The following is a 22,027-nucleotide window of genomic DNA, read 5'->3' on the forward strand; positions in this document are numbered from 1 at the left end:
AATATTTTACACATAAAAAGAACCATCTAGTTTGCTGTACTAGATGGTTCTTTTATTTCCATAATAAAATGTAAATGGCTTGACCATTTGTGTTACCCACAATGGGCTCAGGATTCTCATTAAATTCTACATTCTCATACGGCGTCCCGTCTGACATGTACGCATCTACCTTCAATGTTTCCATGGTTCGATTATATCTACTGATATAAACTTTATATCGCAATTCGTCGCCACCCAGTTCATTAACTCGCAGCCACAAAAGTGCATCGTAATCACTCTTCTGTACACTGTCATTGTCAATAAATAATTGGTTTCCTGATGCATCTGGTCCAACATAGTACCAGTCCGTTGCGTTAGTAGTCCCCCCTATACTGAGTAGCCACAAAAGTGTTAATATGGTGAATATTTTACTCATATGACTGCCCCTCTCATGCTATCGAGCTGTATATTTTATAAAAGCTTAATGTGGATAAACCTTTATAAAATATACAACTTCTCCTTTATATAATACCAAAATTGTCCCATATTTATCAACAATAATTAAAATTAATTACCATGTTTTTTACAAATATAAGAAACTTAAAGAAATTTATTAAATTTCTTCATTTTTAACTCATTTACTCTTCCTATAATGATAATGTCAAATGATAAATAGAGGTAACAATTCCCTGGTTACCGTACGTGTATTTATCTCCCGACAAGTAATACTAACCCCAAACCTACTACTTGTTTAAATACATGTTTCATTTGATATTAATACTAACACTCCCCTTACATGAAAAAAGGACTCTATACAGAGTCCTTTTTTCGTTACTTCATAAACTTATACATATTGTTAAGTCTACATACATATTACCATAAGGGTTAATAGTAAAGGGTTTATAAGGACTCACGAATTAACAAGTAATACTATATTCTTAAAAAAAAAAACGCTCAAAAGCTTAAGGAAATACGATAACCATTACGCTTTTGAGCGTTTTTTATTATAAACTACAATTTACTAATTTCTATCTTACTATTTTACTTCAGCCCAACCTAAAGCAGCACGTTTTTCATCGATATCTGCCAAGATTTTCTCAGCTACTTTAGCAGGATCCGTATTTACATACATAACAGAGCCTAAGATATCTTTAGTGTCTTCTTTGAGCCATTTTGTAACAGCATCAGAGCCTTGTGTAGGTGGCTCAACGCAGTGGTAAGAGTTAATCCCCATCAAGCGGAAGCCAAGGGATGCATCGATACCTTTTTCGTTAGACCATTCAGGGCTAGACATAGCAAATGGCAATTGAGGTAAGTTAAGACCAAGTTCTGCCGCAATACCACCGAAGATACCGGAGGAACGCGCATTATCTACACATTCACCCACATGCCATACTGGTGGTTGATCATCACCCAAGAACTCTTGCAATGCAGGACTACATTTCTTGTTAGCATCTGTATTACAATAGCCAAGTTTCATCAATGGGAAAGATGCACAACCATTTGTAAGGATGATACAGCCATTTTTAATAAGTGTATCAACAATATCTACAGTTGCCTTTTCATAGATAACACGAGGGTTGGAACAACCTACTACGTTAACGATACCGCGAACTTTACCAGATTTTAAAGCCTCTGCCAATGGTTTGAAGGAACCATAATGTTTAACAGTGGATTCTGGAGAGAAGCCAACTTCTGCTGTGATTTCGTATGGCGGAATGAATACAGGCATACCTTTGCGCAATTCATGAGCTTCAAGAGCACGATCCAAGATTTTGCGAGCCAATTCTTTTGTTTCAGCCAAGTTAGTGTGATGATGGTCGTAGCCGATGTGTTCAGCACCTGGTAAACGAGCTGCATCAGATGTAGTAATAACCTTTGTGTTGAAGCAACGTGCTACGTCCATGATAGCAGGATAAACGTCTTGAACGTCAGCTACCCAGCAATCAAGAGCGCCTGTACCAAGTACAAGTTCAGCACCGATAGCATTACACAATGGAATAACATTTTCATAACGGTACATACTGGACAAACCAGAGCAGCAGATACCATAGAATTGAATACCTTTAGCGCCGATAGCTTTTGCTTTTTCTAAATATTCTTCAGAGGCGCCAATTTTACAAATTTGGGATACCAATGTTGGCAAGTGACCATGAACGGCGATGTTAACATAACCTTTTTTCAAGGCACCAATGTTAACTTTAGATGTGCGACGACCACCTTGACCAAACAATGCGTCTGTTGCGATGTCCGCTGCTACTACGCCTGTGAATGTGAAAGCAAGACCACAACGCAAGAATTGTTTCATGTTGCTTTCCCAATCACCATCTGTACCTACGCATGTACGATGATATGCATCAAAGGCTTCATTGTACGCAGAAATAGGCAAGATATCCAAGTTTTTCCAAACTTCACGACGTTCAGCAGGAGCCATTGCAGTAATTGTTTTATATTCACCAGGTAATGCACGGCTCAAATCTTCTAATAGAACATCTGCCAAGTCATTAGCCACTTCTTTTAAGGAACGGCCTTCTTCAGGGATATTGAAAGCTTTACATACAGTACGGATTTTTTCTTCCCCTAAAATTGGAATATCCAATTGGTCATTAGCAGCCGCTTTCAAAGAAATCAAGATTTCACGAGCATGTGCACCATGTTGGGTCAAGCCACCTGCAGCAGCACGTGTCATATTACGAGCTACGATAAGATCTGCATCGGCACCACAGACCCCACGAGGGCTCTTAGGTGTAATTTTACATGGCCCCATGAAGCAAATACGGCAACATACACCGGCAATACCAAATGTACATTGTGGTTGTTGTTTATCAAAACGGTCAAATACTGTATCGCAACCGATTTGCTCCATGCGAAGAATCATTTCGCGTACCGCAGGATCTGGTGTTTGTTCAATAACGTCTTGTTTTGTAGGCCATGTTTTACGATACTCAGCAACGGCTTTCATATAGTCATTTACGCCATGTTCATGAGGTACCCCTGGTTCATGAGTGTGTGGCACCCATTTATCCGTCGGAAGAGCCTTTGCATGACTATGGTCGTGACCATGTTCATGATCGTGGTCATGATCGTGGTCGTGATGATGACCATGGTCGTGATGATGGTCATGGTCGTGACCATGGTGATGATGACCGTGATCATGTTGATGTTCACCGCAATAGCAATGGTGATCATGTTCATGAGTCTTTTTATTTTCCACTTCTTTACTCATAGTAAACCTCCTAGTGACCTACATAGGCCAACCAACAATAATAAGAAAACATATTCTACTTTTAATTCACTTTAAATCCACTACAATGATGGGTTTTAAATCCTATCTCCTAAATATGTTTTAAACTACTATAAGTATATTTTCTGAAAGGACATTTGTCAATTAAAATTTGAGAAATTTTTGACGCATCTATATCTAAGAATATGATAATTACTATATTTATTTAATTCGATTCTTTCAGTTTCTTTTCATAAATAAAAAGAGACTAATTCCTGAATTTTACAGGAATTAGTCTCTATATCTTATTGATTAATTGATGGATTTACGTATTAATTTATATATTAATTATTAATTCATTAATATGTCCCGCCCTCCTTAGGATACGCCACCTAACTATTTTTATATCTATACATTACAAAAATTGCTGCATAATATGTGCTACTTCAGATAAATGGAAACGTTTTGCCCTATCAGACCTCGCCACAAGAACTAATTGGCGGCAGCAAAGTTTCGATGCAAGAGGATAGAATTTAACCTTATCGTCATCCCCCTTGCTATTAAGAGTATTCGGCAAGAATGTGATACCATAATCATCTTCTACCAAGGACCGGCATGAATCTAACGTTTCAGAGCCAATGACGGCTTTTGGCACAAAGGACTCCGCTTGGCATAGACGGTTAACCAACGTCCGCAATTTGAGACCTTCTCTTAGCAAAATAAACGGAAATGCTCCAAAAGGAGATATTTCTCGAATTCCATCACCGGTCATGAGCGAATCTGCAATGTCTATGGCCTTCTTATTTTCCACACTAATAGCCAATAAAATCTGCTCATCTAAAACGGGATAACTTTCAAGGTCCTGAGAATAAATCGGCGTTGGGAATAGCCCTACATCTACTAAGCCATCACAAATTTGCTGTTCCAAAAAGTGAGATTCTCCCTCTACAACATGGAACTCCCAAGAAGGCTCTATCTGTTGAAAGCTTTTCAGTGTTTTCCCAAGCATATGATGTCCATAGAATTGAGACAAGCCGATACGTACATGATAGGCTACATCTGTGCCTTGATTAATGATAGATTGCGTTAAAGCCTCCGCCTTTAAAACTAACGGCATACCCTCTTTTGCAATTTGTAACGCCGCAGCAGTTGGCACAACTTTTGTACGATCACGAACAAATAACGTAACCCCTAGCTCTGCTTCAATACGACGAATCCCCTGACTCAACGCGGGCTGAGAAATATATAATTTTTTAGATGCCTTTGAAAATGATGCCATCTCAACAATGGTACTAATATATTTAATGTCTTTTATGTCCATATACGAGTCCTTATTACTATGTACATATACAAGTCTTATAATAAAACATTATTTCTATTATAACTATATATTACTAAAATATACGTTACATATACATGGGGAAAAATAAAAAAATACCAAGAAATTTAGTGTCTTACAAACCTAAATTTCTTGGTATGTCTTATAAGTTAAACGAACTACATATAGGATGCGGTAAAATCGCATTCTATTACAGCCCCATTCTATTATAACCCTTTTTAATTTTTAGATTACATTAAAGATTTAAGTACATCCAATACTTCTTGAGGTAATTCGTTTTTATGACCTTTAAGTTTTTCTACATAATCATAACGGAACTCAAAAGCTTGGTGCAATTGGTGATGATACTCGCGCACTTCGAATGGAGGTTCAAAGCCAGGAACCTCTACATAGGAAAGGTTTTCGTATTCACAGAATGGTTTAAATTCTAATGTACCTTCTACTAAACGCTCTAACAAATCGAGAGTAACTTCTTTAGGAATTTTATTTTCCAAGAAGAAACCTGTGTTCATAATGTAGCATTCTACGCCACATTTGGAGAATAATTTTTTGTAGCTTTCATAATCACGAACCAATGGATATGTACGGAATGGATTTGCATATGGTTCGATAACAAGCGCATTTGGATCGACGTGAGCATCAAGTTTTTCTGCTGTAGAACGACGAGTCGCAAGGGTTGCACCCATTGTAGAAGCCAATACAGGATCGGAAATCTTAAGGATTGGTGGCAATGTTTTATCTTTCATAAGCCATACAATCGCATTAACAGGTTCACCTACGTAGTTTACGCGGTTATCTGTCCAGAATTGAGATTTAATAGCACGTCCATTGCTGTTTCGCACATCTTCGGCCAGTACAACCTTACGGCCATCCTCATCCATCGTTACACCTACATTTTGTAGCGTCAACAAGAATTCGTTAGCAGGATGTTCCACAGGATAATCTTGCATTTTGTCAAAGTACGTAGGTTCAAGAGCAATCGAACTCAAATCCTCAGTATTGATGATATATGCATCGTCATGTAAGATAGAAATATCATAACGACCATCATGTTTTTCATGAGTCAATGTGGATTTACCAGAACCGGACAAACCGAATACACCAATAGTGTAGGATTTACCATCTTCAAGGTTGTAACGTTTCATGCCACCGTGGCAAGCAACATAGTCGAAGCGATTTGCCAAGGACCACGCAAGTGTAAGCGTACCTTTTTTATGCTCCCCAAAGTAGCGCATACCAAGAATCATAGCACAGTTATGAGCAGGGTCGAAAATAGCAAGACCGCCTGGATGACCTGGTACAACATAGTCAGGATCAGAGTAAATATAGATGTCGCCTTCTGGAATCTCTACACTGTCATTGTAGAATTCTTTTACAGCTGCATCAAAGAACTTAAAGTTCATGAGCCAAGAATACAAGATAGATGCGTGATCTTTTGGAATCATCAAATGAGCACGAGCTGTGAATTTTTTATCAAGACCAACGATAGATTCTGCAGAAATCCACTCTTTACTACGGCTATCATATACTGCATCACGTGCAATATTCGCGAGTTCAACTTCATCGATACCCTCGTCTCCAATAATACGACGAGCTTTAGCATAACGACCTGTAGTTTTACCATCATTTGTAACAAGGACCTTTGCATCAGCTGGCAAGCCTTGTTCTAATGGTTTAAATACCGGCATATCGAGGATGATAACACCTGGCTCTTCAGAGGCTAGTTGATACGCTTGTGCCACAGATGTTACAGGAGTTACATTGTTCCCATAGAATGCAGTTTCAATTGTACTGCGCATCATAGAAAATAATGGGTTTGTTTTAATTTCACTTTGCTTCCAAACGCGTCTTGTAGACATAGTATCTAGATCCTCACCTTTAAATATATTAGCAATTTCGCTTGTAAAAGTAATGTTGTATATGAAAACACTGCTTAGGCAAATACTTTCATTATTTTCTATTTTACCCTTTTCAGTCAAATTTGTATACATAAAACAGATGATTTATAGGAAATTAATGTATGTTTATTTTAAATTAGTGCAGCACATTTATAATGCGATAAATTAATACCTAGCTGCATAAAACTATTAGTATTCAATAGAGTATCTTAAAACTAGACATAGTTACAAAGTAACTAAACCTATTTACAAAACAACTAGTCAAATAACAAAGCAAAAAGAGGCGAGCTCTTAAGAACTCGCCTCTTTAGCGTTTAAAGAATACAATTATTTCTTATCTTTATTGATAAATGCGTCGATTTTACTAATTAGATCATCTACCTCAAAATCGCCGCGTTCTGCCATCATCTTAATTGTTGCTACCTTAGCCATTACTTTTACCATAGGTGTTTTTAATTTCTCGAATTTAGGATTTAAAGAAATCAAATGATCTACAATTTCTGGGCATTGTTTAATTAGATTAGATAATGTCGTTTTCGCATCGATATGGAATCGACCATCCGCATCAGTTGTTAACGGCTCTTCTTCTACCTCTTCTGCAGCCTCTTGAGCCAAGGATTTTTCCTTACCACCATCGCCTACAAAATCAGTTTTATCCCAAGTCAATAATGTACGGGAACCTTCGAGCTCACGGATATGAGTGCAGTCTTGCATCATTTCCAATACGCCACGGAATTTACCATTTTCATCGCGTACGGCTGTGTAAATAACATAGATGAACAAGCCTGGTTTATTGATCCAAAACTCCGCTTGGCTTTGCTCGCCAGAACGGAACTTCTCTACGATTTCCTCTACTATATGAACAGATTTCGCTGGGTGGCAATTCTTCACTTCACGACCGATAACGTTCGCGCTGCGAGGGAAAATACGATGTGGTGTATCGCTGTAGAACTTAACTAGTTCATTTTCATCTACATAGGATAAATCTACAGGGAGATGACGGAATAACAAATTAATTTGCTCTAATGTCAATTTACCTGTGGCTACATCGAGGACTGCGTCCTTACCAACGGGCGCACCTCCAACAGGACCTACATATTTAGATAACAAACCCGCTAAATCATTTAAGAATTCATTAGATACAGCACCACCTTGAGCTGAATTATTACCATTCAATTGCGCCGCAGAATCATTAATACCTGGCACTACATATAAACCTGGCGCTTGAATAATGGCATAACCAATTTCATGGTCATTTTTACTCATCCGCACAAACTCTTCGTCGCTCAACAATTTATAAGATGTGGGCAATAAGACTTCTAATTCTTTAGAATTCAAATCACGCAATTTTGCCAATGTTTCTGGCACAGACGCTAGGAATTCTTCGTATTTATCTTCTCGAAGCAATGCATAGGATGCAGAGATAGCATCGCGCACAGCATCATCAAAGGTCCACATAATACGCGTTGGACGGTCAAAGCCGTGGTCCTCAAGCATTGGATAAAGTTGATTTTGCTTACGAGACAGATGTGTTCTCCACTCTGCTAAGGAATCAAAAACGCCGAGCCACGGATTTTTGATAAACTTCTCTTGCTTTAATAACTCATCCGCTTCTAGTGCTACCTTCTCAACAGCGTTAATTTCTTCCAAGTATGCCCATAACGGATGATTTTCAGGGTACTCATTTTCGGCACGCACCAAAACGCCATCAAATAATTCTAAGAGATCATCCATTTTCTCTAGGATTTCTTCGTCCTTGTAAACACCTTTCAAGCTTTGCTCTGCGTAGGCAAATTCATCAGGTGTACAAGTGCCTAATTTTTCTTTTAAAATGCGATTGCCCTCTTCTAAGGACAATTTACCATCCAAATAATCTTCTTTAATGGACACGATAATTCTGTAACGTTCATTATTAATATCTAGCTTTTGTTTTAATGGATTCATATGCTTATACCTCCACGGGCTAATTTATTATTACAGTTTTATTATATCATTTTGAAAGTAATTTTCAGTTGCTACAGATACAATTTTGATTAATTTTTAAGATTTACGAATCCAATATTATGAAAATGAATAACCTTACTTTATTTTTTAGAATATTTTGGCATGCAAAAACTGCACCTCGAAATTGTGTCCAATTTTTTGGGTGCAGTTCTGTATGAGTGATTTTGATTAGTTTTTAAAATCAATATATTCAGTTTTAGAAGATGCTACAGGTTTACCATTGGAATCTGTAGCAGGACTAAATCTCCATTTAGAAATAGTATCTACAATAGCCGCATCAAGAGCACTAGAGCCACTAGATGAAACAACTTCAACGTCCCCTACAGAACCATCTTCCTTGATGGTAAAACGTATATCCGCACCATGAGCTGCTTCACCATAGGCAGCGAGCAGTGCTCGGTCAATAGGTGGTGTAGCTATAGCTACTGGTGGGTCGTATGGAGCTGCCAACACAGAAGCTACCATACTCATTACAAACAATGAACTTAATATAATACAACGCAACACTTTATTCATCGTTTTCTCCTTATTTAGCTTTCACAGCTTGCTTAGGCAGAGTAATTGTCATCCCAATAATGGATTCGTGTGCCTTTTGATCTGTGCCAATAGCAGGTGTGAATTTCCACTGTAAAATTGCTTTTTTTACTGCTTCGTCAACTGGAGCATAGCCAGAAGAACGCTCAACGAAAACATTTTTAACATTACCTTTTTTATCAATCAAGAAGCGTACGCGCATATCAGGCGCTACCGTAGCGGTTTTAGGAATCTCAGGCAACTCAGGTTTTACAATAGTAACCTCACGTGGAGATTCTAAAAACTTCGCCGCATCGGCTGTATAATCACTTACCATGCCAAAAGATGCAATAAGTACACCTGCAGCAGCGTATCGGAATAATTTATTCATAAGAAGCCTCCTTATTAACCTTTTGTCTATGCATAATATCATACTAAATAAAGATGAATATTAAAAGAATAAATTCTTATTGATAAAATTTCTCATTTATGATATATTGAATTCAAGATAACTGTCCGGACTCACATATCTAGTTGATATGACAAAAAACTACACAAAGGAGGTTCATCATGAGACGTAGAAAGCGTATTCAAATGAAGGTCATGATGGTACTTGGTATTGTTGCCCTCGTTGGGCCTAACCATCTACAAGCACTTATTCCCTAGATTATTTTGACCTTAGCAGAAGACCGTATAACTGCCACTAGCCGCTACGTTAGTAGCGGCTAGTTTTCCGTTTAAATTCAGAGAGATATTTTCCTTCTTCAAATTATTTCATTATTAGAACAAAATATGTCCCTCAAACAAAGTCATTAATGTTTTTAAATTTAGTATCTATAAAAAGGAGACTTATTATGAAATTTAATCGAATTTTATTAGTCGTCGTATCATTAGCACTTATAGTATTTGCCCTTGCAGGCTGCGGAAAAGACACAGCCCAAGATAGTCAGAAAAAACTTAATGTCGTAGCTACAACGACGATGTTAACGGATTTAGTAAAAGAAATCGGCGGTGACCATGTAACCGTTCAAGGTCTCATGGGCCCAGGTGTAGACCCTCACCTATATCAAGCGAGTGCAGGCGATGTAACAGCTATGTCTAAGGCGGATGTTGTAGTATACAACGGCATTCACTTGGAAGGTAAAATGGGCTCCATTTTCGATAATCTAACAAAGCAAAATAAAGCGACCATCCGCGTATCTGATGCCATTGATCCATCTACATTGCTCGACTTTGACGAAGAAGATGGTGTAAAAACAAAAGACCCTCATATTTGGTTTGACGTTGCTAACTGGAAGCTGGCAGCAAAAGCAGTATACGAAGGTCTTGCTAAAGCCGATCCGGCTCATAAAGAAGATTACAAAAAACGCTATGACGCATATCTTACTAAGTTAGATGAAACTGATGCGTACGTTAAAGCTCAAGCAGAATCTATTCCGAAAGAATCTCGCGTACTTGTAACAGCTCATGATGCATTCCAATACTTCGCTCGCGCATACGGCTTTGAAGTAAAAGGTTTGCAAGGTGTAAGCACTGCTACAGAAGCAGGCACACAAGATGTGAATGAACTGGTTCAATATATCGTAGACCACAAGATCAAAGCTATCTTCGTAGAGTCTTCTGTACCTCACAAAACAATTGAAGCCGTTCAAGAAGCTTCTAAAGCTAAAGGTTGGAACGTCTCCATCGGCGGCGAATTATACTCTGACTCTCTCGGCTCTGAAGGCACTGAAGGTGGTACATATATCGGTATGGTGAAAGCTAATATTGATACAATTACCAAAGCACTTAAATAATCATTTATTAGAATTTCTTAATTGAATACAACAAAGTAAATTTACTTATACTAAATTAGATTGACTTAAGTTTACTTTATTATTGTAAGTACATGTGCTACTAGCAATTCACAGCCAGTAGCACTCATTAATACAAGGAGGTTTCCATGGAATGGGCCGTTGAAGTTGAAGATATGACCGTAGCATATACGACAAAACCCGTATTATGGGACGTAGATATGAAGGTACCCATCGGTTCCTTAGCGGCCATTGTCGGCCCTAATGGTGCCGGTAAGTCCACATTATTAAAGGCCATGCTCGGTCTACTAACAGTTATCTCAGGAAGTGTAAAATTTTATATCGATCACCACTTAGCAATGGACAAAAATGATTACAAGAAAATCGCCTACGTCCCTCAAAGTGGCAGCGTAGACTGGGACTTTCCTACCACCGTACTAGATGTAGTACTCATGGGCCGTTATGGTCATCTAGGTTGGTTCAAGCGACCTAGCAAAAAGGATAAGGAACTCGCCCTCTCTATGATTGAAAAAATGGGTATGAGCGACTATGTGGATCGACAAATTCGCCAGCTTTCAGGGGGACAACAACAACGCGTCTTCCTCGCAAGAGCCCTCGTCCAAGAGGCAGATATTTACCTCATGGACGAACCGTTCAAGGGCGTCGATAAAACCACAGAGCATGCTATTATTTCGCTTTTACAAGAAATGAAAGCTCGAGGCAAAACGGTTATCGTCGTCCACCACGATTTAAATACGGTGCCCCAATATTTCGATTGGGTAACGATGGTAAACAAACAAACTGTCGCCTATGGCCCCGTAGCAGATACATTTACGGACGAAGCTATTGAGCGCACCTACGGCAAGGGGAGGATTGTATGACCATACTCCAATCCTATACGACGCAAATGGTACTGCTCGGCACGGCGTTATTAGGTCTCGCTAGCGGTATCGCTGGTACCTTTGCGGTACTTCGCAAGGAAAGTCTCATTGGTGACGGTCTATCACATGCGGCATTACCCGGTGTGGTCATAGCCTTCTTGCTGACAGGCATTAAAGATATTGAGGTTCTCATCGCCGGTGCCGCACTTTCATCGATTACTGCGGCTTGGCTCATTACCATTACCGTAGAAAACAGCAAAATCAAATTCGATGGCGCTCTGGCTACTATACTCTCTGCCTTCTTTGGTCTTGGTATGGTTCTACTCACCTACCTTCAAAGTCTAAACAATGCAGGTCAGGCGGGGCTTTCAAAATTCATATTTGGACAGGCAGCCACCATATTGGCGCGTGACGTGTACATCACATCTGCAGCGGCGCTCATCATCATCGTGTTAACCGCATTATTCTGGAAGGAGTTAAAGCTCATCTCCTTCGATGTGGAATACGCCAAAACACTACAAATTCCCGTCACTTTCACCCTTATTTTATATCGTTCACTATTGATCATGACCATTATTATCGGCATTCAATCGGTAGGCGCTATTTTGATTAGCTCCCTCCTCATTGCACCCGCCGTAGGGGCAAGACAGTGGACGAATAAACTGGGCACCATGTGTATATTAGCAGGATGTTTCGGCATGATATCCGCCATCGGCGGTACTATCTGGAGTACATCGGTTCTAAAATTACCGACAGGCCCAGCTATCATAGTTATTTTATCGATTCTCGTATTATTGAGCCTCATCTTTGCTCCTAACAGAGGTATGCTCTGGCAGTTCCGCAAAAATAGACAGTCAAAGCACGCATTATTGTTAGAAACCACAAGGGCTCCCAAATCCAAGGCACAGCATAGTATTTACGTAGCAGAGGACGCACAACCTCGCATAGGAGGTGCCCCATGACAGTTCATACAGAGATATTGCTCATTGCCATTGCGGTATCCATCGCATGTGCCATCCCTGGGGTTTTCCTCGTATTGCGCCGCATGTCCATGATGGCCGATGCCATTACGCACACCGTATTTCTCGGCATCGTGCTAGCCTTCTTTATGACGGAAGATTTAAACTCTCCATTTCTACTCGTCGGGGCTACCTTAGTTGGTGTAGGCACCGTATGGCTTACAGAAATGATACACAATACGGGGCTTGTCAACGAAGATGCGTCTATCGGCATCATCTTCCCGCTTCTATTCTCTATCGCCATCATTCTAGTCAGCCTATACAGTGGTAACGCTCATCTCGATGTAGATACCGCATTACTCGGCGAAATAGCCTTTGCCCCCTTTGACCGATGGATTGTGAACGGCACCGACTTGGGGCCTATATCGCTATGGATTTCTCTAGGCGTGGCAATCATCAATTTAATTTTAGTCATGCTCTTCTACAAGGAATTGCAGTTATCTACCTTCGATCCGCTACTAGCGGGGCTCTTCGGCTTTATGCCAGCCCTCATCCACTATGTGCTCATGACCATGGTATCCCTCACCGTTGTAGCCTCGTTCCAAGCGGTTGGTGCCATTCTCGTCATCGGCCTCATGATAGGACCTGCAGCCATCGCTTATTTATGGACGGACTCTGTGAAAGCCATGCTTACTAGCAGTATCATCATCGGTATAATCTGTGCTGTCGTCGGTACGGAAGTAGCTTTCACCATGGACGTATCCATCGCGGGTTCCATTGCAACCACCATAGGTCTCGCTTTATTAATTGCCGTTATTTGCACGCCAAAGACGGGCTATATCGCAACCTATCGTCGTCAACGCCACTTGCGTCGTCACTATCGAGAAACGATGATGCTCTGCCACATCTATACCCATATGAACACACCTGTGGCGGCCATTGAAAACGGTATCGGCACCATTCACGAACACTTGAACTGGAAGCCAGACTATACACACCAAGCCGCATCACATCTTAAGAAGCAAGGCTTGTTGTATGTAACAAATGGGTACTATATGCTGACCGATAAAGGCGTGGCGCAGGTAAAGGAAATTATTTAATTAACCATATGGGTTTTGGTAGCCACAAAGACAGGCAAATCCGTATAGTCTAATTAAATGAATTGTATAAATTTAATATTTTTCCCAACAAAAAAGAAGCTGAAATCAATACAAAGATTTCAGCTTCTTTTATTTGTTGAACTGATGCGTTGATCAGTTAATGGCTTCTAATGGAATGACGTGAGGCATGTCTTTGTCATCCATATAAATTTTTGTTTTAACACGATATACATCTTCCATCATAGCTTCTGTAAAGATGTCTTTCGGTGCGCCCTGAGCGTATACTCTACCCTCTTTGAGCACGATGATTTCATCTGCGAACATAGCCGCTAGATCAAGATGATGCAATGTTACGAGTGTTGTAAAATCATTTTCTTGAGTCAGATTTTTTAGCAATGTTAACAAGTCAAATTGCTTATACAAATCTAACGCACTTGTCGGTTCATCAAGAATTAAGATTTTAGGTTCTTTTACAAGGGCTTGCGCTATGAACACCAGTTGGCGTTGACCACCGCTGAGCTCCATGATGCTGCGCGATGCAAAGCGCTGTAAGTTCAACCGTTCCAATACCTCTTGTGTGGCTGCAATGTCCTCATCACTTACGCGGAAGGACATGGATCCCATGCGCCCTAGCATAACGACTTCAAAAACAGATAGATTGACTTTACAGTCATTATCTTGAGACAAATAGCTCACTGTACTACTAAAATCCTTTGTAGAATATTGAGATACAGGTTTACCATTGACGGAAATCTCGCCCTTGCCTTTCAAGATACCCATGATTGTTTTTAACAGTGTAGATTTACCAGCACCGTTAGTACCAATGAGCGCAGTCAATTTACCTGTTTTAGCGGCAAAATCAACGCCCTTTAAGATTTGTCCGTCTTCCGTGGAGGAATAGCCAAAGGTTAGATTATGAACTTCAATCATTTGAAATAGCTCCTTTTCCTAGTTAATACCAACGAGAAGAAGAAAGGTACACCGATGATTGCCGTCACAATACCGATTGGGAACATCGCCCCAGGAACGAGCATCTTACTCGCAATAGATGCGAGAGACAAAATCGCCATGCCACACACTGCAGATAACGGTAAGAAATAACGTTGATCCTCACCCACAAGCATACGTGCAATATGTGGTCCTACAATACCGATAAAACCAATGGTTCCAACGAAAGAAACAGCAACGGCTGTAATGATGGAGATGAAAGCAAACACTTTTACTCGTAAGCTTTCAACATTAACACCAAGACCAGAAGCCTTTTCGTCGCCTAATTTTAATGCTGTTAAACGCCAAGATTCACGTATCATAAGTGGAAGCATGATAACTAGTACGAGGAGAACGATGGAGATGTTAATCCAGTTTGCCTTCGCCAAGCTACCCATCGTCCAGAATACGATGTTTTGAAGGGCCTCAGGAGATGCCATATATTGCATCAAGGATTGAAGTGCTTGGAACAAGAACATCATACCGATACCAGCGAGAATCATCGTTTCAGAGGAGAAGTTCTTAATCTTATTGATGGAATAGATAAAGAAACTCGTCAAACTAGCAAATACAAAGGCGCCGAATGGAACCATAAAGACACCTAAAAACTCTAATGCACTAGCACCAACAACTACCATGAGAGATGCACCGAAGCCAGCCCCTGCGGATATACCAAGTGTATACGGACTAGAGAGTGGATTATCAAGGATGGTTTGCATGCCAGCACCGGCAATACCCAAAGAAGCACCTACGAGCAATGCCATAATGGCCGTTGGAAGACGAATCGACCAAATGATAACATATGCGTTTTTGGAAACCTCTGTTGGGTCTATTAATGCGAGCCATACATCACTCAACGTAAGTGATGCAGGACCTACAATAATATCGGTAACAAAACTTACCGCACAAATGATCAATCCGATAATAATGAACAATAGTTTTTTATAACTCTGCTTCTTATAATCGTACTGATTGTTAGTTTCTGTCACTACGAAAAACTCCTTTTTAATTCAAATGCATAAACCAAACGCCACCGTAAGAGAATGGAAGGAATTTGTCATAGAATTCCTTAAGTGTGCCTTCTGGATCTACGTCCTTGAATTCTTCAGGGTAGAATGTTTTAGCTAAGTATTCGAATACGGCAACATCATATACTTCACGAGGTAAACCATGATGAGTGGAGTATACTTGTTTATTTTTAACGGCTTTCAATTCAGGCCAGCCTTGACGTTCTGTGGTGAAAGCTTTCAATAACTCTTGAGATTTTGCTTCATTTGTATCAAAACCTAAACGCATAGAAGTCGGTTTCTTAGGCCAGTAAGAACCGATAATCATGATGATATCTGGGTTTCTTTCCAAAATAAATTCTGGGTTAACAGGACCTGCTTTTTGAACTACATCTTTTGTAATAAGGTCGCCACCAACTTGCGTTGCCAATGCGCCCCATGCTACGTTTCCACTATACGCAAAACCTAAACCTTCTGGACCTTCGTTACCTGTTTCAATGTAAACAGTTGGTTTTGGTTTATTAATTTTGCTAATGCGGTCCATAACTCTTGTTAAACGGTCAGTATAGAACTTGTTGATTTCTGCTGCACGCTCCTCTTTACCCAATGCTTTACCGATAGCTTCGATAGATTTTTGGTGATTTTCAAGCTTTTCCGCATGATAATCGATATAGATAGTAGGGATGCCAGCTGCATCAATTTTAGGTTTGTAATCAGCTTCATATTGATCTTTGAAATATAAAGGCATGAAAATAACATCTGGGTTTAAGGAAATTACTTTTTCCACATCAAATGTTTTATCATTTACGTTACCAATGAGAGGAATTTTTTCCAACTCTGGCACTTCAGATTTGTAGCGATCCCACATATCTGTACGCAATTTGCTTAAATAAGGGTCAATACCAACAATAGTCTTAGCCACATCTTTGCCTTGCAACGCAGCCATAGTCAAGAACGCACCACCAGAAGCACTCAATTGAACTACTACGCGTTCTGCTGGTTTTTTCAACGTAACCTTTTGACCAGTTACGTCGGTAATTTCAATTTGTTTGCCAGATTGTGCCGCATCCTTTTTCGTATCTGCTGAACCACCACAAGCCGTCATAATCATACTCACAATCAGTAGGAGCACGGTGGCAAGATACGCCATAAATTTCTTTTTCTTAACCATAGAATACCTCGATTCCAAACTTAATAAGTTCTAATAAACACAATATATAACAGCATTTATTTGGGGTTTTACATCATCAGCTCCTTCACACACAACACAACCCTAATTCATATGCATAAACCAGATGCCACTATAAGAGAATGGCAAGAATTTGTCATAGAACTCTTTAAGTGTAGCTTCTGGATCAACATCCTTAAACTCTTCAGGATAAAATGTTTTTGCTAAATATTCGAATACGGCCGCATCAAATACTTCGCGTGGAAGACCATGATGGGCGGAATAAACTTGTTTATTCTCTACGGCTTTTAATTCGCTCCAACCTTGACGTTCTGTGGTGAAAGCTTTCAACAACGCCTGAGACGAATCTTCAGTAGCTTCAAAACCTAAACGCATAGAAGTTGGTTTCTTAGGCCAGTAAGAACCCATAATCATAATGATGTCTGGATTCTTTTCCAATACAAACTCAGGATTAATTGGAGATGACTTTTTAATAGCATCTTTTGTGATTACATCAGCACCAGCCATAGTAGCTAATGCCCCCCAAGAGTAATTACTACTAAAGGAATTACCAAATTCTTCCGGACCATTCATCCCAACTTCAAGATAAACTGTTGGTTTTGGTTTGTTAATTTTACTAACACGATCGAGAACTCTTGTCACGCGATCCGTATAGAACTTGCTGATTTCTGCGGCACGTTCCTCTTTACCTAAAGCCTTACCGATGGCTTCAATGGATTTTTGATGACTTTCAAGTTTTTCAGCATGGTAATCTATATAAATAGTTTGGATACCAGCAGCATCCATTTTTGGCTTTGCATCAGACTCGTACTGATCTTTCAAATCTACAGGAATAAAAATAACATCTGGATTTAATGCCACAACTTGCTCAGCATTAAATGTTTTATCACCGACTGTACCCACTACTGGAATCTTAGCTAGCTCAGGCATTTCAGCAGTAAAGTGCTTCCACATATCCGCCCTGTAATCCTGCAAAGATGTATCCATACCGGCAATAACCTTTGGAGTATCTTTACCCATAAGGGCAGAAATCGTAAAGAATGGACCACCAGCACCACTCCATTGTAAGACAACTCTCTCTGCTGGCTTTTTAAGCGTTACCGTACGACCTGTTACGTCTGTGATTTCGATTGGCTTGTTATTTTGCGCCGTATCTTTTTTTGTTTCGCTAGAACCTGCACATGCAGCGATGAGCATACTAACAATTAGGAGGAAAACCGTGGCTAAATACGCCATAAACTTCTTTTGTTTGAACATAAGTACCTCTCTTCTCTCAACTAAAACTATCACTATAAGTGCACATAAAAAGCCCGTTTCCCCACGAAGAGGAAACGGGCTGTCATCTCAGTTAGACTAACTACCACGCCTAATAAGCTAGCATATAGTATGAGCTTTCAACTATGCATAGCTAGTATAAATTCATCTATATCAATCCCCATCCCTGTCTCTCGCAGGTCAATTGGCAATTGTTAATTAGGCAGTTCTCCTGGCTCCAGTTCAACGTTACTTTGCGCCTTCCCAAAAACTTCAGTGACCGAGAGCATTTTACCCTCTATGCAAAGTACCTCGCTGTTACAGTGGCGTGACCGCTTTGGCTTGTACCAAATTCTCTATTAAGTCAATAGACACCTAACCCAATCATATGTGATTTTCCTCATCGTAGCATGAGGGATATACAGTGTCAATAAACGTATAGGGGTACTTCTATCCTTATATAATCTACACTTTTTAGCAAAAAAGAAGCTAAAACTCAACCACTAAGCGGTGTTTTAGCTTCTCATTAGGACAATCTGTAAAAATATCCGTCAAATTCTATAATTTATTTTTATCTATTAATAACTACATTGCCATAACAAAGGTGCTAAAACTCAACGCGCATCTGATACCATTTAGCACCGCCGTGATTCGACTCAGACTCACCGTCATTTACAAAGCCAAACTTGGCATAATAAGGAATCTTTTCTTCCTTACAGGTTAGAATCACACCCTTACGTTTTTCTTCTCTCGCAAGGTCGATAAACGCCTCAATTAACTTACCACCTACACCGCGATTCCGATACTCTGGCATTGTATTTAAGCCAAATATCATCTGCCATGCGCCGTTAGGGTTATGCAAAGAAGCATCAGCAAACATCTCATCCGTTAAGATTTCATCATCCGTTACAAAACCATCGATAAAACCAATAGGTGTATCGCTGTCAAAGGCAATTAAAAAATGACCTACATAATGGTCTAATCGTTCCTTAAAAGCCTCACGAGGTGCAGCCTCGGCAGGCGGAAAACAAGTGGCTTCTATATGTGTCACTAAATCTAAATCAGCGGTTGTCGCTTTTCGTATTAACATATTAATATCCTTCTTTATGTACTTATGTACTTATTTGCTTATATACTTATGTATTTATATATTTGTATAAAGCACATTTTAAAATAAGTCAACTAAAATAAATCATTTTTAGTATAAACGCTTTACGCTATAAAGGCTACACGTAGAGATGTAACGTGTAGCCTTTTTCTGCTAAATCTTATATTTACTAAATTCACTTTTTCGTATATTTCGGCACATTTCGATACTGCATTGGTAATGAGTCCTCTTTAATCTTAAATCCGTGCTTTTCATAAAATGGAGCATTCTGACTTTCACCAATCATAACATTGATGTACAAATACGATTTGTAAGCGTCTTTCACCATTTCAAGCAAGTGCCCTGCAATACCTTGTCCCCGATAATCAGGATGAACTAGCACATAGTTTATGAAGCATACCAGCTCGCTATCATCCATGACACGAATAAGACCTATTAAACGATCTCCATCCCAAGCAGAAATCACGCGCGATGAATTCATTAGTGCCTTGTGCAATCTATCAGGATACTTGCCTACCACCCAGCGAACAGATAGAAATAACTCTGCTACCTGTTGGGGTGTAAATTTTCTTTCGTCTGTATATGTAATCCCCATAAAAGCTCCTCCAATGAATCCCAAGATAGCGCTATCAATAAACTGGTATCTACCATTTAAATAGACTATAAGACAAATAAGCTCTATTAAACTAAATAGTCTCTATCAATCAAGTTCCTTGCTCATATAGATAACATCGTCCATAGGGTTATGATAATACGGCTCGCATTCAACAAAGCCATGCTTCTTATACAAATGGATCGCTGCCTGCAACGGTTCAATTGTATCTAGCACCATTTCTTTATATCCAGAGGCCTTAGCGCGGTCCATGATGCTTTCAATAAGACGATCACCTAACGCATGTCCACGCCCTGCAGGACGTACGTAGAGGCGTTTCATTTCACAGCGTGTATCACTATGCTGATAATACGCTACCATGCCGAGCACCACATCATTATCATCAATAGCAACCAATAATTCACCATTTGGCGCTGTATATTTTTCAGAAATATCGGCTAATTCCTTATCTAAATCCTGAAAGGATAAATCTCGACCAAGCCATTGCGTATACTCTGTAATTAGCTCTTTTACTTGATCTAAATAAGGTTTTCCATCAACAATTTTAATCATTTAATCTTATTTACCTATTCCATATATCAAACTATTATAATTCATTATCTATTTATTAATAGTTATCGTTAGGTTTGAGCCCTTTCGATTAGTTATCTCATTAATTGAATACCTTCTAACATTTGATAGGTTTCTAACGCAAACTCATCGGTCATACCACTAATATGGTCAATAATCAAGTGAGCTCTAAGCCACCACACTTTTATCAAAAACTCATTTACATTATCATTTACTTTAATCTTTTCTACATCAAAGTTATAGGCCTCTTTATAACGTTTTCCAATACGATGTAATAATCTCTTTTCAAAATCAAATCCTTTTATTTCCCCCTCATTAGTAATTAATTTATAAAAATCTTCATATTCCATTTTTAAAATACATCTATATTTATTTAAAATACCTGTTATAACTGCATATCCAGTAATTTCAATACTTTCAGCTTTAAATGAAGTATATAAAATACTTCTTGATACACTTTTTATAGTATCTAAAACTTTTCCCATATCATTACTTTTTGATATTAAACTATCTGCAGTGCCTTCATAAATCTCCTTCTTAAAAGCCTTAAAGCAATCAACAGCTTCCTTCATCGCTTTTAAGGACCAAGGGATTGATATATCTCGTTTAAAGCCCTTTAACTCATCATCTTTAGGTAACTTAACAGGAAGCTTTATACCTTCATATTTTTTATTCCACTCTTCATGAAAAGCATCTATAAATGCTTTTTCTGTAATTATCCCTTTTTCAATACCATCAGCTATATCACTCATGCAATACGCAATATCATCTGCCGCTTCCATTATATATACAAAAGGATATCTATTATTATTCTCTATTTCAACTGATTCATAAATAGAATTAACTAAATCCTGTTCTGTTTGAAAATAGCCTGCTTTTTTAAAGCGTAGTGCTTTATCTTTTTCACCTGTTGTTCTCGGATACTTTATTATACATAAAAGAGTAGAAAAAGTTAGGTTTAAACTATATTCATCATAGTCAGGATGTAACTTTGTAACAATTCTAAAACCTTGAGGATTACCATCAAATTCTTTAAAGTCATTAATTAATAAGTTAAGCAATGATGCAGCATTATCAAGTTCTAATTTAAGTGTTTCAGGAAGAGAATTTCGAATACTATCGTTCGCCCACTCTCTAATAGCAGTTTCACCAAAGTGGCCAAATGGAGGATTTCCTATATCATGTAATAAACATGCATTCTCTACAATTGAAACCAATGCTAATATATTATTTTCAGTCAAAAGTTTATCATTTTTCAGAGCAAATCCTATTTGATTGGCTAACGTTCTACCTAAATCTGCAACTTCAAGAGAATGGGTTAACCTAGTTCTTACACTAGAGTTGGGCTCAAGCGAAAAAACTTGTGCTTTTTGTTGCAACCGTCTAAAAGATGATGAGTAAATAATTCTAGATCTATCACTATAAAATTGATCAATCTTTCTTGACCTTTTAACAGATGACTCCCTCATTCTTCTAGTAATAATAAATCGATCATAATCTCTCATTTTACCACTCCTCCACCGATACATTTTAAGTAATATAATAAAACTACAAATCTAAAATATAGTTACAGTTATATATTTCCCCTATTTTTGCAAATAACCAACCAT

General features: G+C 38.9%; 19 protein-coding genes and 1 riboswitch. Of the genes, 4 read left to right on the forward strand and 15 right to left on the reverse strand.

All coding sequences use genetic code 11. The features are described 5' to 3' along the window. Window positions 1–52: 52 nt before the first annotated feature. From ACMKPP_RS03875 to ACMKPP_RS03905, 7 genes are all read right to left on the reverse strand, one after another. The gene (locus ACMKPP_RS03875) at window positions 53–415 is read right to left on the reverse strand and encodes a hypothetical protein (RefSeq protein ID WP_418369301.1); all 363 of its coding nucleotides are present in this window, start codon (window positions 413–415) and stop codon (window positions 53–55) included. Window positions 416–1,015: 600 nt separating this feature from the next. After that, on the reverse strand, window positions 1,016–3,205 hold the full coding sequence (cooS, locus tag ACMKPP_RS03880) for an anaerobic carbon-monoxide dehydrogenase catalytic subunit (RefSeq protein WP_128114388.1): 2,190 nt from the start codon (window positions 3,203–3,205) through the stop codon (window positions 1,016–1,018). A gap of 412 nt (window positions 3,206–3,617) precedes the next feature. Then, entirely contained in the window at window positions 3,618–4,523 is a 906-nt protein-coding gene (locus ACMKPP_RS03885; RefSeq protein ID WP_024061068.1) for a LysR family transcriptional regulator, read from the reverse strand. Between the two features lie 248 nt (window positions 4,524–4,771). Then, a complete protein-coding gene (locus tag ACMKPP_RS03890; protein WP_042977301.1) occupies window positions 4,772–6,400 on the reverse strand; it encodes a phosphoenolpyruvate carboxykinase (ATP) in 1,629 nt (542 codons plus the stop codon). Between the two features lie 366 nt (window positions 6,401–6,766). Next, window positions 6,767–8,383 carry a PAS domain-containing protein gene (locus ACMKPP_RS03895; RefSeq protein ID WP_004697795.1) on the reverse strand — a complete coding sequence of 539 codons (1,617 nt, stop codon included), beginning with the start codon at window positions 8,381–8,383 and terminating at the stop codon, window positions 6,767–6,769. Between the two features lie 228 nt (window positions 8,384–8,611). Further along, window positions 8,612–8,959: an energy transducer TonB gene (locus ACMKPP_RS03900; protein ID WP_004697914.1), complete on the reverse strand. Its 348-nt coding sequence runs from the start codon at window positions 8,957–8,959 to the stop codon at window positions 8,612–8,614. 10 nt (window positions 8,960–8,969) lie between these two features. Then, on the reverse strand, window positions 8,970–9,347 hold the full coding sequence (locus ACMKPP_RS03905; RefSeq protein WP_315296314.1) for an energy transducer TonB: 378 nt from the start codon (window positions 9,345–9,347) through the stop codon (window positions 8,970–8,972). A 463-nt stretch (window positions 9,348–9,810) separates the two neighbouring features. Here ACMKPP_RS03905 and ACMKPP_RS03910 point away from each other — a divergent pair, with 463 nt between their 5' ends. The 4 genes from ACMKPP_RS03910 (at window position 9,811) to ACMKPP_RS03925 (ending at window position 13,689) form a co-directional block, all read left to right on the forward strand. After that, entirely contained in the window at window positions 9,811–10,752 is a 942-nt protein-coding gene (locus ACMKPP_RS03910) for a metal ABC transporter solute-binding protein, Zn/Mn family (RefSeq protein WP_418369302.1), read from the forward strand. A gap of 146 nt (window positions 10,753–10,898) precedes the next feature. Continuing rightward, the gene (locus ACMKPP_RS03915) at window positions 10,899–11,630 is read left to right on the forward strand and encodes a metal ABC transporter ATP-binding protein (protein ID WP_004697906.1); all 732 of its coding nucleotides are present in this window, start codon (window positions 10,899–10,901) and stop codon (window positions 11,628–11,630) included. Next, window positions 11,627–12,592 carry a metal ABC transporter permease gene (locus tag ACMKPP_RS03920; protein WP_279008737.1) on the forward strand — a complete coding sequence of 322 codons (966 nt, stop codon included), beginning with the start codon at window positions 11,627–11,629 and terminating at the stop codon, window positions 12,590–12,592. The genes ACMKPP_RS03915 and ACMKPP_RS03920 overlap by 4 nt, the downstream gene beginning before the upstream one ends. Beyond that, a complete protein-coding gene (locus ACMKPP_RS03925; protein ID WP_279008739.1) occupies window positions 12,589–13,689 on the forward strand; it encodes a metal ABC transporter permease in 1,101 nt (366 codons plus the stop codon). The genes ACMKPP_RS03920 and ACMKPP_RS03925 overlap by 4 nt, the downstream gene beginning before the upstream one ends. 153 nt (window positions 13,690–13,842) lie before the next feature. Here ACMKPP_RS03925 and ACMKPP_RS03930 read toward each other — a convergent pair whose 3' ends face one another. The 8 genes from ACMKPP_RS03930 to dgt form a co-directional block, all read right to left on the reverse strand. Beyond that, window positions 13,843–14,619: an ABC transporter ATP-binding protein gene (locus ACMKPP_RS03930; protein WP_279008741.1), complete on the reverse strand. Its 777-nt coding sequence runs from the start codon at window positions 14,617–14,619 to the stop codon at window positions 13,843–13,845. Continuing rightward, window positions 14,616–15,665 (reverse strand): FecCD family ABC transporter permease, encoded by a 1,050-nt coding sequence (locus ACMKPP_RS03935; protein ID WP_279008743.1) that lies wholly within the window; start codon window positions 15,663–15,665, stop codon window positions 14,616–14,618. Before ACMKPP_RS03935 ends, ACMKPP_RS03930 begins: the two co-directional genes overlap by 4 nt. Window positions 15,666–15,681: 16 nt before the next feature. Beyond that, on the reverse strand, window positions 15,682–16,854 hold the full coding sequence (locus ACMKPP_RS03940) for an ABC transporter substrate-binding protein (RefSeq protein WP_279008745.1): 1,173 nt from the start codon (window positions 16,852–16,854) through the stop codon (window positions 15,682–15,684). Window positions 16,855–16,956: 102 nt separating this feature from the next. Next, window positions 16,957–18,129 carry an ABC transporter substrate-binding protein gene (locus ACMKPP_RS03945; RefSeq protein WP_123138379.1) on the reverse strand — a complete coding sequence of 391 codons (1,173 nt, stop codon included), beginning with the start codon at window positions 18,127–18,129 and terminating at the stop codon, window positions 16,957–16,959. Between the two features lie 202 nt (window positions 18,130–18,331). Continuing rightward, window positions 18,332–18,520, reverse strand: a riboswitch (cobalamin riboswitch). Between the two features lie 213 nt (window positions 18,521–18,733). Next, entirely contained in the window at window positions 18,734–19,216 is a 483-nt protein-coding gene (locus ACMKPP_RS03950) for a GNAT family N-acetyltransferase (RefSeq protein ID WP_123138378.1), read from the reverse strand. Between the two features lie 193 nt (window positions 19,217–19,409). After that, on the reverse strand, window positions 19,410–19,829 hold the full coding sequence (locus tag ACMKPP_RS03955) for a GNAT family N-acetyltransferase (protein ID WP_123138377.1): 420 nt from the start codon (window positions 19,827–19,829) through the stop codon (window positions 19,410–19,412). 105 nt (window positions 19,830–19,934) lie between these two features. Next, complete coding sequence (locus tag ACMKPP_RS03960) at window positions 19,935–20,399, reverse strand: GNAT family N-acetyltransferase (RefSeq protein ID WP_207798797.1); 465 nt, start codon at window positions 20,397–20,399, stop codon at window positions 19,935–19,937. A gap of 92 nt (window positions 20,400–20,491) precedes the next feature. After that, window positions 20,492–21,922: a dGTPase gene (dgt, locus tag ACMKPP_RS03965; RefSeq protein ID WP_418369303.1), complete on the reverse strand. Its 1,431-nt coding sequence runs from the start codon at window positions 21,920–21,922 to the stop codon at window positions 20,492–20,494. Window positions 21,923–22,027 lie beyond the last annotated feature (105 nt).

It is taken from the genome of Veillonella parvula (genome assembly GCF_048309325.1).
Classification (GTDB): Bacteria; Bacillota; Negativicutes; order Veillonellales; family Veillonellaceae; genus Veillonella; species Veillonella parvula_T.

Bases quoted from the DNA above. Each gene is read 5' to 3' on its own strand.
- ACMKPP_RS03910 (WP_418369302.1), top strand. From the start codon at position 9,811: ATGAAATTTAATCGAATTTTATTAGTCGTCGTATCATTAGCACTTATA.
- ACMKPP_RS03960 (WP_207798797.1), bottom strand. From the start codon at position 20,399: ATGATTAAAATTGTTGATGGAAAACCTTATTTAGATCAAGTAAAAGAG.
- ACMKPP_RS03920 (WP_279008737.1), top strand. From the start codon at position 11,627: ATGACCATACTCCAATCCTATACGACGCAAATGGTACTGCTCGGCACG.
- ACMKPP_RS03955 (WP_123138377.1), bottom strand. From the start codon at position 19,829: ATGGGGATTACATATACAGACGAAAGAAAATTTACACCCCAACAGGTA.
- ACMKPP_RS03930 (WP_279008741.1), bottom strand. From the start codon at position 14,619: ATGATTGAAGTTCATAATCTAACCTTTGGCTATTCCTCCACGGAAGAC.
- cooS (WP_128114388.1), bottom strand. From the start codon at position 3,205: ATGAGTAAAGAAGTGGAAAATAAAAAGACTCATGAACATGATCACCAT.
- dgt (WP_418369303.1), bottom strand. From the start codon at position 21,922: ATGAGAGATTATGATCGATTTATTATTACTAGAAGAATGAGGGAGTCA.
- ACMKPP_RS03895 (WP_004697795.1), bottom strand. From the start codon at position 8,383: ATGAATCCATTAAAACAAAAGCTAGATATTAATAATGAACGTTACAGA.
- ACMKPP_RS03915 (WP_004697906.1), top strand. From the start codon at position 10,899: ATGGAATGGGCCGTTGAAGTTGAAGATATGACCGTAGCATATACGACA.
- ACMKPP_RS03950 (WP_123138378.1), bottom strand. From the start codon at position 19,216: ATGTTAATACGAAAAGCGACAACCGCTGATTTAGATTTAGTGACACAT.
- ACMKPP_RS03940 (WP_279008745.1), bottom strand. From the start codon at position 16,854: ATGGTTAAGAAAAAGAAATTTATGGCGTATCTTGCCACCGTGCTCCTA.
- ACMKPP_RS03945 (WP_123138379.1), bottom strand. From the start codon at position 18,129: ATGTTCAAACAAAAGAAGTTTATGGCGTATTTAGCCACGGTTTTCCTC.
- ACMKPP_RS03925 (WP_279008739.1), top strand. From the start codon at position 12,589: ATGACAGTTCATACAGAGATATTGCTCATTGCCATTGCGGTATCCATC.
- ACMKPP_RS03890 (WP_042977301.1), bottom strand. From the start codon at position 6,400: ATGTCTACAAGACGCGTTTGGAAGCAAAGTGAAATTAAAACAAACCCA.
- ACMKPP_RS03900 (WP_004697914.1), bottom strand. From the start codon at position 8,959: ATGAATAAAGTGTTGCGTTGTATTATATTAAGTTCATTGTTTGTAATG.
- ACMKPP_RS03875 (WP_418369301.1), bottom strand. From the start codon at position 415: ATGAGTAAAATATTCACCATATTAACACTTTTGTGGCTACTCAGTATA.
- ACMKPP_RS03885 (WP_024061068.1), bottom strand. From the start codon at position 4,523: ATGGACATAAAAGACATTAAATATATTAGTACCATTGTTGAGATGGCA.
- ACMKPP_RS03905 (WP_315296314.1), bottom strand. From the start codon at position 9,347: ATGAATAAATTATTCCGATACGCTGCTGCAGGTGTACTTATTGCATCT.